Annotated in this window: 10 protein-coding genes; all 10 read right to left on the bottom strand. The window is 57.6% G+C overall.

What is annotated here, in order from left to right; translation table 11 throughout:
* Nucleotides 1-52: 52 nt before the first annotated feature.
* The 10 genes from KDX37_RS25820 to KDX37_RS25775 all read right to left on the bottom strand — a co-directional run bounded on the left by KDX37_RS25820 (nt 53) and on the right by KDX37_RS25775 (nt 9,724).
* Nucleotides 53-409 (bottom strand): hypothetical protein, encoded by a 357-nt coding sequence (locus tag KDX37_RS25820; RefSeq protein WP_122227966.1) that lies wholly within the window; start codon nt 407-409, stop codon nt 53-55.
* Nucleotides 410-418: 9 nt separating this feature from the next.
* Complete coding sequence (gene virB11 / locus KDX37_RS25815) at nt 419-1,450, bottom strand: P-type DNA transfer ATPase VirB11 (RefSeq protein WP_122228528.1); 1,032 nt, start codon at nt 1,448-1,450, stop codon at nt 419-421.
* Nucleotides 1,451-1,459: 9 nt separating this feature from the next.
* Nucleotides 1,460-2,854 carry a TrbI/VirB10 family protein gene (locus KDX37_RS25810; protein WP_231655993.1) on the bottom strand — a complete coding sequence of 465 codons (1,395 nt, stop codon included), beginning with the start codon at nt 2,852-2,854 and terminating at the stop codon, nt 1,460-1,462.
* On the bottom strand, nt 2,841-3,650 hold the full coding sequence (locus tag KDX37_RS25805; protein WP_057435406.1) for a P-type conjugative transfer protein VirB9: 810 nt from the start codon (nt 3,648-3,650) through the stop codon (nt 2,841-2,843). Before KDX37_RS25805 ends, KDX37_RS25810 begins: the two co-directional genes overlap by 14 nt.
* A complete protein-coding gene (locus KDX37_RS25800) occupies nt 3,640-4,428 on the bottom strand; it encodes a virB8 family protein (protein ID WP_057435407.1) in 789 nt (262 codons plus the stop codon). The genes KDX37_RS25805 and KDX37_RS25800 overlap by 11 nt, the downstream gene beginning before the upstream one ends.
* A 400-nt stretch (nt 4,429-4,828) precedes the next feature.
* Nucleotides 4,829-5,764 carry a type IV secretion system protein gene (locus KDX37_RS25795; protein WP_057435408.1) on the bottom strand — a complete coding sequence of 312 codons (936 nt, stop codon included), beginning with the start codon at nt 5,762-5,764 and terminating at the stop codon, nt 4,829-4,831.
* A 10-nt stretch (nt 5,765-5,774) separates the two neighbouring features.
* Complete coding sequence (locus tag KDX37_RS25790) at nt 5,775-6,128, bottom strand: hypothetical protein (protein WP_057435409.1); 354 nt, start codon at nt 6,126-6,128, stop codon at nt 5,775-5,777.
* Nucleotides 6,129-6,160: 32 nt separating this feature from the next.
* Nucleotides 6,161-6,838 (bottom strand): P-type DNA transfer protein VirB5, encoded by a 678-nt coding sequence (gene virB5 / locus KDX37_RS25785; RefSeq protein ID WP_057435410.1) that lies wholly within the window; start codon nt 6,836-6,838, stop codon nt 6,161-6,163.
* On the bottom strand, nt 6,835-9,333 hold the full coding sequence (locus KDX37_RS25780; protein WP_231655992.1) for a VirB4 family type IV secretion system protein: 2,499 nt from the start codon (nt 9,331-9,333) through the stop codon (nt 6,835-6,837). The genes virB5 and KDX37_RS25780 overlap by 4 nt, the downstream gene beginning before the upstream one ends.
* Entirely contained in the window at nt 9,236-9,724 is a 489-nt protein-coding gene (locus KDX37_RS25775; RefSeq protein ID WP_054071621.1) for a VirB3 family type IV secretion system protein, read from the bottom strand. Before KDX37_RS25775 ends, KDX37_RS25780 begins: the two co-directional genes overlap by 98 nt.
* Nucleotides 9,725-9,727: the final 3 nt, after the last annotated feature.

Here is a 9,727-nt window from a genome sequence, read left to right as displayed (position 1 = left end):
CTGGGATGGTTTGAAAATGCGGGAGTATCAGGCAGTGATGCGAGAGCAATGCCTACTTGCTGGTGTTCTTGTATTCACCTTGGTACTCGAACTGGCGCAGCTCGCGGTTGTTGGCAAAGCGGGCATCACCGTGCAGAGAGGTTTTGGGCTTCAAGCGCGTGAAAATGGCCATCAACGTGATGCCGACTGGCAGGAACGTCATAGCGGCGGTCACACACCAAGACCACGGCACGTACAGCATCCGCCGGTCGTTCCAGGCCAGCTTGCGGGTATCCCATAGCGTGTCCCAGGCCAGGCCCGCGAAGTGACCTTGGGTCAGGTGCAGATACATAGCCCCCCCTGCGTACAGCCCGATCACGAAGCACACAGCCATCATGAACACGATTGATAACGAGACTTTCCACCACATGGCATTCTCCTAGGCAGCGCGTTGACGCTGGCCATTGAGCAAGGCCAGCTTGTGTTCAGGCTCGTAATGCACTTCCTCGATGTAGGTGTTTTCCATGTACACCACCACGTCGAATGAGGTTCGTACCAAGCGCTCGATGTACTCGTAATCCAGACCCTTGCCGACCTCCGACTGCTTCACCAGACCACACACACGGGCGTAGCCTGCTTCACTGTCATTGGCGTGCGCCGTGGTTACAGTGCCCTTGGTGCCGGTGTTCAGAATCTCGATGAAGTGCCACACCTCGTCACCGGTCAGCTCGGCCAGGAACAGATGGTCGGGCTTCATACGTAGCGCGCTGGCCACCAAGGCTTTTGGCGTCACCACATGGCCATAGAGCAGATGCACATGGTTGGGATGAAAGGGCATAGGGTCTTCCAGTATTTCCTGGATAGTGATCATTCGGCGGTTCACCGGAAACATGTCGATCAGCGACTTGCCGTAGGTGGTCTTACCCGAACCTGGCCCGCCAAAGATGATGATGTTCTGGCGATTTGCGATGGCGATTTCCATAAATCGGTGCCACTCGCCGGCTGCGTGGGCTTCCTGCATGTCGCGCTGCCAGGCTTTCAGGGTCAGTATCGGTGAAGCGATGGCCTTGGCCCGGTCATAGCGGCCACTGTTGACGTAATCCATATGGGTGAAGCGATCCAGGGAAGGTTTTCGAAACGTCGTCGAAAGAGTGCCCTTTTCGCACGCCGGCGCCATGACGATCTGGCCCCGCTCCCCGCCAGGCAGTTCCACCGTGTGAATAGGTGAATGCGGAGCCAGTACGCGGTAGTTCAGCGCGCAAAGTGCGTTGGCCAGCCGCCAACACAGGCTGTAGGTGAGCCAAGGCGCTTCTTCACGCTCCCAGCCGTCCGGACCGTCCACCCACAGCTCGTAAGGCCGGTTAATGGCTACGTCCTTGGTGCCTGGGCGATTAAGGCGCTCGGTGACGCCTGCCTGGTCGAGAAAGTCCAGGACCAGCGTGTCTTCGGTCAGTCCTTGTTCTTGCGTCATGAATACTCCTTAGCGGTTCTCAAAAACCGATGAAAAGTCGATGTCGCGGGCCACGATGACGGTCATCACAGTGCCTGGCAGTAGGTGTGCGGTATCAGGAATGTTGATGGTGCTGTCCAGCGCCTTGTTGGCCATGCTCTCCACGTTCTGCTCGCTGTTGTTCACCGTGTAGCCTCCGGACCCTGAGCCTTTCTGCGTGGTGTTGGACGCAGCCTGGAGCGCGTCCTGGATGAACGACAACATCACCGCACCGCCAAAGCGCTGCATGTAGTGACGATTGATCCAGGCTTCGGTCCCGCTGGCTCCCATGGGGCCTGCACCGAGGCTATCGAGCTTGGCCCGCGCACCCGATCGGGTTTCAAGCTCCGTCCAGGTGGTGAACACGCTGGTTTCGCCTGGCCCTACCTGAACGGTCTGCTCGCCGGTCAGCTTGTCTCCGGCCTCCGCAATCACCGTGGAGCCATCAGCGGAATACAACGGATCGGTCAGACGACAATCCACCAGCCCTGGGTGAGTGCTGATGATTTCGGTGTACAGCGCGCAGCGCGTGTAGGTGTTGTGGCTGACCAGGTATTTGCGGTTCGGTGCCAGGTACGCCTTGGCCGGCGCAAAGGTGGTGCCGCCCAGGTTGCTCAGGCTGCTGCGTTTTCTGGTGGACGATTCACCGCCCAGGTCGCCGCTCGATCCGCTAGGGATGCCGTCCAATAGTGAAGGCATCCCGGAGGGCTGACTGGTGGACGGCTGTTGCGGCTGTGTATCCGCAGCGCCGGTGCCCAGCGCATCTTCCGAGGTGACGAACATCGCAGCCCCAAGTTTGCGTTGCCGGGGCGTCAGCACCACGGGGGGAGGCTGGCCGGTCGCGCCTGGCGGTGGCGCAGCACTGCCGGCGTTTCCCTGACCGGTTTTTCCGCGATCAGCGTCCTTTCTATCTTTTTCCTCTTTCTCCAATCGCTCTCTTTCAGCACGGGCTTTCCTGTCCTCTTCGGCTTTGTCAGCGGCCAGCTTGGCCTCCCGCGCCTTTTTCATGCTGTCGTCGCTGCCCAGATTCACGTCCAGGGTTGCGTCCTTCTTGACGTTGGTTTCATCGACCTCGGAGCCGGTGGTTTTCATCTGGGAAATGGTGAAGTACCAGAGCCCGGCAATCCCCAGCAGACCAACCAACACCAGCCCGATCAGGCCCAGGTAAAGCGTTTTCTTGTTTTGGGTATCGCCTGTGCGTTTGGCCCGTACGTCAAAGGCCCCACGGGCCTGGGTGCTCGCGGGCTCGGGTGCCGGTGCAGCTGCTGGCTCTGAGGCCGGCGCGTGTTCCGGGGCCGCTGCTGGAGCCGCTGATGGTTCGGGCGGCCCGATGCTGTCCGGCCCTGGTGTGCTTGGCGGGGCCTGGTCGTTGTCATTGTTCTGCATGCTTGAGCTCCCGAATCTCGCCGGTGGTGGTCCCGTTGAAGTTGTAACCCGTGTTCACCTGGGCGGTAGGTCGCACTTCCACCACCAAGCTATTCAGCCGAAACCTGAACAGCCGGCTGACCCCATGCACCACGACCACATTCTGTTCGTTGTGCGCGTCCGCCACGGTTTCGGTGCCATCGGGCAGTACCTGGTACAGCACCGGGCGCGGCCCGTTGCCGGTAAAGCGGAAGCAAGTCAGCATGCCGTTGTCCCAGCCCTCAAACGGCGCTATGGACCTGCTCTCTGAATCTGAGCGCTTTTGATAGGGACCGTTTTGCACCGGGCCATCGCAAGGATTACCGGCGTCACGGCGTACCGCGCCGGACTTTTTCGGCGGTTCCGGGTAGGTGAAGCGCAGCGCGTAGGTCATGTCCGCCGGCCGACTCACCAATTTCAGTTCCAGCAGGTAGGTGTGCCGGTTGGTGTTGATCACCAGGTTGGTATTGGGCTCCTGGTCGGTGATGGGTTTGATGGCCACCAGGTTACCGGCCTTGTTCGGACCGATGGACCAGGCCTTGGGATCACCAGAGACCATCAAGCCCGAGGCCTCGTTGATCGTCTCATTGGCCGGAAGCTGAATCAGTGTGGCACGACCCACAGTGGCCTGGATTCGGTACACGTTGTCCGGGCTGTAAACAGCGGTCTGCACGCGACGGTCCAGCGTCGAGCCGGTGCCCATGCTCTCGGCAAAGGCCGGCTGACCGAATGTCAGGAGTAACAAGGCCGTTAGGCCTGAAGCGGCTTTATTTACCATTGGACACCCCCACTTCCTGGGTCGTTGTGTAAGCCATGACCCCGAAACCACGGGGGTTCAGCCATTGATCACCGGCTTTTTTGGCCGGGTTGTTGTAGTCGTAGGTCACCGTGGCCACCCAAGTCACCGGAGCCAACTGGGGGTCCGGCGTGCCGTTGCGATCCAGCACGGTTTTGGTGATCCGCACCTGGGCGGTGCCTGCCCGGTCTTTGCGTTCCAGGAAGTTGATATTGTTGATATCCGTGCGGATTTGACGGTTAGTTCCCAGCACTTCCAGATAGCCCTTGGAGGACAATTGGAAGTTGCGATACTCGGTAAAGGTCGCGTCATAGGACATCAACTTGACCATGCCGTAATTGGCATCGTTACTCGAAAAGTTATAGCTCTCGCGGAAACGCGTATAGGCGGAAAGCCAGAACTCGTCATCGATCTGCTCCTGTGGCTTGCCTTTGTCGTTGGCCCACACCACGTCCGTGTAGCCGGAGTTGTTGTCTACCCTTACCAGGCCAAGTTGCACGGTCTTGAGCGGGGTCAGGCCCAGCACAGCGGCGATCGCCATGAAGGCAAGTGTCCCAAACACGTAATTCAATCGCTGTGCTCGTTTGGTCTTGGCCTTTTCATCGGCGGCGATGCTCTTCTCGAAAAATCGCGCTGCATGGATAAATGCCTGTTCAGCCAAGCTGATTTCTTGTGCGGTGGCCGCGTCGATGCTGGTACGGGCGGCCAGTTGCCGCTCCTGATCGATCACGTCCTGTTTGGATTTTCGAAGTTTTTTCATAAGTCACCTAAACCTGGACAAACACGCGCTGCGCGGATCAGTTCGCGGAGCATTTAGAGTCGTTGGGCGGGGCCTCGGCAGGCTTTGCCGGGGAGGCTGTTGCCGGGCGCTTTTGCTGGGTTGTCTTGAGCGACTGGGCCTTGGGCGCAGGGCTCACTGCTGGCTGCACCCGGCCAGGCACTGGAGAGGGCGTTGTCACGGGGGCAGCCCGAGGTGCAGGAGCATGGGTGAAGGGCATGTCTTCCCACTGACCCTCTGGTTTGGAAAGTTTGGGTGCAGAGCCACACCCTGACAGCAAGGCAGCCGAAAGCAGCCCGCTTAAAGCAAGTCTGAACGTCATGTTGGATTACCTGTTGTGGCGAGAGAGAGGCGAAGGCGCTGAAGGCGTGTATTCGAGGGATTAAGAGACTTTGTTGCGACCTGCCCCCCGCATTTTGGAAATGGCAGCGGCGGCACCACGGGTCATGCCTTTGGCTGCACTAAATCCTGATATTCGGCTGACAAGTCCTCCGCCGGAGGGGCCGCCACCCATGATCGAGGCCGCCTGGCTTGGCAGTTCAATGACAAGCGCTGTGAACGTGCAGAAGACTATGAGTATGGTGAGATTCCCTGCCAAAGTGGTGGTCAAGGAACCATCTTTAATCATCACAGTGTTGATAAAGCCGATTTCGATAGCCAGTACGACCGAAATCAGTACCTGAGCCAACATGAAGCCTGCGATGGCTGATACCCACCCCCAGAAATACTGCTTGGTCTGTTCAAATAGTAGAAAAGCAATGAACAGAGGCCCCACGGCCACAATCGCCGTTGTCGTCACCTTCAGCACAAAAAGGGTGGCCACGGAAGCGAGCAAGAACGGGATACCCCCAAGCACATAAAACACCACCCCCTGAATACCCAACCAAATATTAGCAAAACTGGTTGTGATGATATTGAAGTTCATGGCACTGATAAGCGCTTCCAGGTTGACAGCATATGTAGCAATCAAACTGTCGATCTGGTTGGTTTGCACGCCCTCCTGGCCGGACATTATTCCCCCCATCCAGTTGGGGAAGCCGGTGACAAAGGGCACAATCGTCTGCACGTACCACTCCAGGTTGAACGCACACGCAGTGATGACAGCCATTTTCGCAATTTCTTTGGCCACATCCTCGAAAGCGACGTTCATCCCCCGGTACAGCCATTGCATGTTACGAAGCGTGAAGTGGATCAACCACATGGTTCCGAAGAGCGCTCCAAGCCCCAGCATCACCTTGGCCATCCCGGTGACCAAGGTGCTTTGCAGAGCGGCATCAACGAAATCAAACAACGTCTGGGCTATTTTTGTTACGTCCATGCCGCCTCCGTTATTTTAATCGGGTATAGGTGGTACCGTCGAAATAAATAGCGCTGCCTTCCAACCGCATGGTCGCAAAGCCACCAGCCATGCTTAAGACACTATCTGACTCTGCTTTAGCTTCAAATCGCTGCAGGGTTTTTTTCATTTTTCCATACCCCACAATGTCAGCTGTGGTTTCTAGGTTTATGTGGAATATTTCGCCATCCTTAGATATATCCATTACATAGGTTGGCTTACCCATTCTGGTTTTGTTTTCTCCGGTCCATCGCCCGAGGAATTCTTGCCCTTTATCCGCACCGCATCCCGACAGTGCAAATGCAAACAGAGCCAAACAAATCACAGCACTCATTTTTTTAAACATAGGTCATCTTCCCTTTTTAATTTATTACTTAATCAATCGTAGCTAGGCCGCACGCTAGTTTTACCCTTCATGTAATCACCAAACGCTTGTGCCCGTTTTTCATTGTCCATTTTCTCTTGCTGCTGCTGGAGCATCTGCATGTTGGCCAGCCGCATCTGCTGGTTTTGTTGCTCGATCAGCTCCTGCTGGTAGCGCAGCTGTAAATCCTGCTTCTGCTGTGGGGTCGTCACCTCGTTTAACCGGGCCCGAAGCATCTCGGCGTTCTTGACCCGTTCGGTGCTGGCTTTGTAATTGCGCTCCAGCGCATCGGCAGCCGCCATCATCTGGTCGAATTTCGCCTGCACGCTGGCATTATCCGAGGTTAAGCCGTAGCGGTCACGCAAGCTGGCGATATCCTGTCCAGTGCTGTACAGATCGGCCCACTCCCCCATGGGCATGACCCTGTTTAAAGCCGGATCATTCAGGAACCCACCCAGCATGTCGTTGCCGGTGATGATGCCTTTGTAATGGTTGTACTGCTTTGCGGTCTCGCTGATGGCCTCCTTGGCCGTGCTCAGCGCGTCCATTGCCTCCTTGGCCTGGGCTAACGCATTCACCTTCAACGCGAGCAGGGTAGACGAATCCAAAGTCGGGATACCTATCGCCAGGACAGGCGTTGCACCAACAACCAGCACTGCGCTCAGCGCATAAGCCATCATCTGCTTTTTCATGACGCATCCTCCATTTCGTTGTGTTCCTGAATGGCTTTCCAAGCCTTCTGAAAGGCCGGCATCCAGCGTTGTGCATCTCGCGTTTTCAAGGATTGGCGCAGGTTTTCGGCGTAGTCGAACGCCGGCAGCCATACAGCGGGGTCGTCAGTGTTCAACCATTGGCGCACGGCCTCGGCCACCAGGAACGCATCTACCCATACCGTGGGATCGGTTGTGCCTAGGTGCTGCCGGATACGCTCGGCCACCGCCAGGTTCTTTTGGGTGGCGGATAGCAACGGCAACCAATACTTGAGAGGGCCGTCCAGCTCCATCTTCAGCTTCACCGTCTGGTGACCCTGCTGCACCACCATTTCCCGGCTCAGCGGCCCCATATCACGCACGGCCTCGAACAATTTGCCCGTGACGCCAAACTTCGCGTAACTCTCAGCCTGGGCCTTCTTGTTAGGCAGCCAGATGGGGGTCGTCACCTGCTGAATAACGGCTGCGGCGTAAGGCGTAGCCAGCGCTTGCTCGGGGTACTGAGTGTCCATGATCAGGATTTCCCCGCGCATACGTCCGCTCTGCAGAACCTCCTTGATCGCGTCCGCTGTGCTTTTGAAGGACAGGGGTGCCCAGTACTCGGCCACCACGTTGAGCAGCAGATTGCCGGGGCGGGCCTGGTGCATTTCACGCTTCATGTAGAACAGCGTGTTCAGAAACGCTTCCATCACCTCGGGGTGCCTCTCGGCGTAGTCGTTTTTAAGCAACTGCGTGCAATCGAAGGCCAGACGCCGGTAGGTCTGTGCATTGAACTGGTTGATGGGCGAGTCCAGTACCCAGGCGTACTGCCCTTCGCGGCCTTCACCGGCCAGACGGCACCATTTCGACAGCCGGGTGTGCAGGCAATTACCCCCCCGATGGGGGATGTTTTGCAGCAACAGCGACATGCCCCGAAGTCGCACATTGGTGACCGCCATGACCGCTTCGACCGAATCCTTGATGGTTCGCTGGTCGGCTTCATCTGTTTTTGCAGGGCCACCGGCGCAGCACAGCACCAGGTCGATCAGCATTTGCCGCAACCCTGGGCTGTCGTGAAACTGGAACGGGTTGACGCCGGTGAAGTGCCCAGGCTGCACGGTGTAATACTCGGCCCCCAATGCGCACAGCAGGTGTCTCAGCGACTCGTTGTAGTCGATGCCGAAAATCAGCGGATCGAAGCGGCTGAGAAAGGTCAGCAGGGTGGCTTCAACGGTGGTTTTACCAACTCCCGTTTGGCCCGTGAAGACCGCATGACCTGGCAGCATTTCACCGAGGTTGTTCTGGCCGGGCGGGCTGTCGTGCACGTTGAGGACATACAATGCCTGGTTGGCTGTCAGCACGGGCATCAGCCCCGTTCCATCGCCGATAGGGTTGCCCTTGACCTTGCCCGTAGGGGTGGAGTGCAGCGAAAAGCTGCACGCCAGGTTCTCGGTCGATTTCATCATGGGGTACATGGCCTCGGTCACACCGGGGAACTGCGTGTACCAGGTGTCGATGTTGCTCATGGTCGAACGCACAAAGGTGGCGTCACGCACCGTAAACACCGACGCCATTTTTGTGCCGTTCTCGATGGCCTGGTCCGGGGTCTTGCCGTAGACGATCAGGGAGGCGTGATAACGACCGAACGCCTTGTCGCCCAGGGTGATGGCCTCGATGGCATTTTCAAGTTCTTCGGTCTGCTTGGAATCGCGCTCGACCGAGCCCAAGTCCGCAACGTGCTTTTTGAATTTGTCCTTGGCCTTGTTGCGGTCCTCGAACAGAAAAGTTTGCACCAGGGTGAACTCGAATTGCTGCTCGATGGCCTCGTCCCACATGCCAGGGTAAGTCCCACCGCTGGGGTAGTCGCGCAGGTCAAAGGTGGTCGCAAAGCGCTGGCCACCCCGATTAGGACGGTTCTCGACAAAATCGTAGTTTTCGAAGTTGGTGACGCTATCAATGATCGCGTCCCCCAGGCGGGTATCACTGACCAGCACGTCTTTTTCATGGCCGTTGATCAGCAGGCTGTAGTAGCGCCCGATCTGCGAGAACAGCGCACCGTGTTCGTTCTCCTCCAGGCCCATGATCGCCGGGTCATACTCGGCCAACAAGGTTGAGGACAGCGACAGCAGGTCGCTCATGCGCTCGATCCCTTCATCCACCTCGCGGTACTTGAGGATCAGGGCAATGCTGTACCCGACCTGGTAGAAGGTGCCGTTACGAAACGGTGCGGTGTAAGCGTCCACGAAGTCCTGAAGCGCGGGCAGCGGCAAGGTGTACGGCGTGTCCAGCTCGATGCCCGTCTTGGTGATGTAGGTTTGCAGCATCAGGTGTTTGCCTTCCTTTTTGCCCAAGGCCAGGAAGTAGCGGTTGAGGTTGTGAAACAGGTGGACCAGTTCGTCATCACTGCGGGTTTCGCTGGAAACCCCCTTTAACTGGATCAGGCTCACCAGGCGATTGCCGGGCAGGGTCACCATGTGTTCGTGGACCGGATAGCGCATCAATGGCGCTTTCTTTTCCGGGGGCATAACGCTTGTGTGAAAATCGTGCGCCATAGAATTCATTCCATTGCGGGTTAAAGGGGGTCAGCAACAACGGTTTGCCGTACTTGAGGCTCAGCCAGAGACGCCGCCGCGCAAAGCGGATACGTCGCAGGTACTGCGGATCGATCAGGCCAACAACCCTCAAGGCGATCAGGGCAATCAGGAACGGGGCGGCAGCCACCAGGCCCCACACCCAGGACAGCAGGAACGTCGCGGCAACACCGAAGACCAGGCCGCCCATCAGCAAGCCCACCATCGGCATGATGGGGATGTTCCAGAACATCGCGGGCCGACTCATCGCGTTATAGCTTTCGAAGGTCAGTTTCTTGAGTACTTCGTTACTGGCCATAAG

Origin of the sequence: Pseudomonas californiensis, from assembly GCF_021147775.1 — a bacterium.
GTDB classification, from domain to species: domain Bacteria; phylum Pseudomonadota; class Gammaproteobacteria; order Pseudomonadales; family Pseudomonadaceae; genus Aquipseudomonas; species Aquipseudomonas californiensis.
Note: the sequence above shows the minus strand (reverse complement) of the source record. Positions and strands in the feature narration are given on the sequence as shown.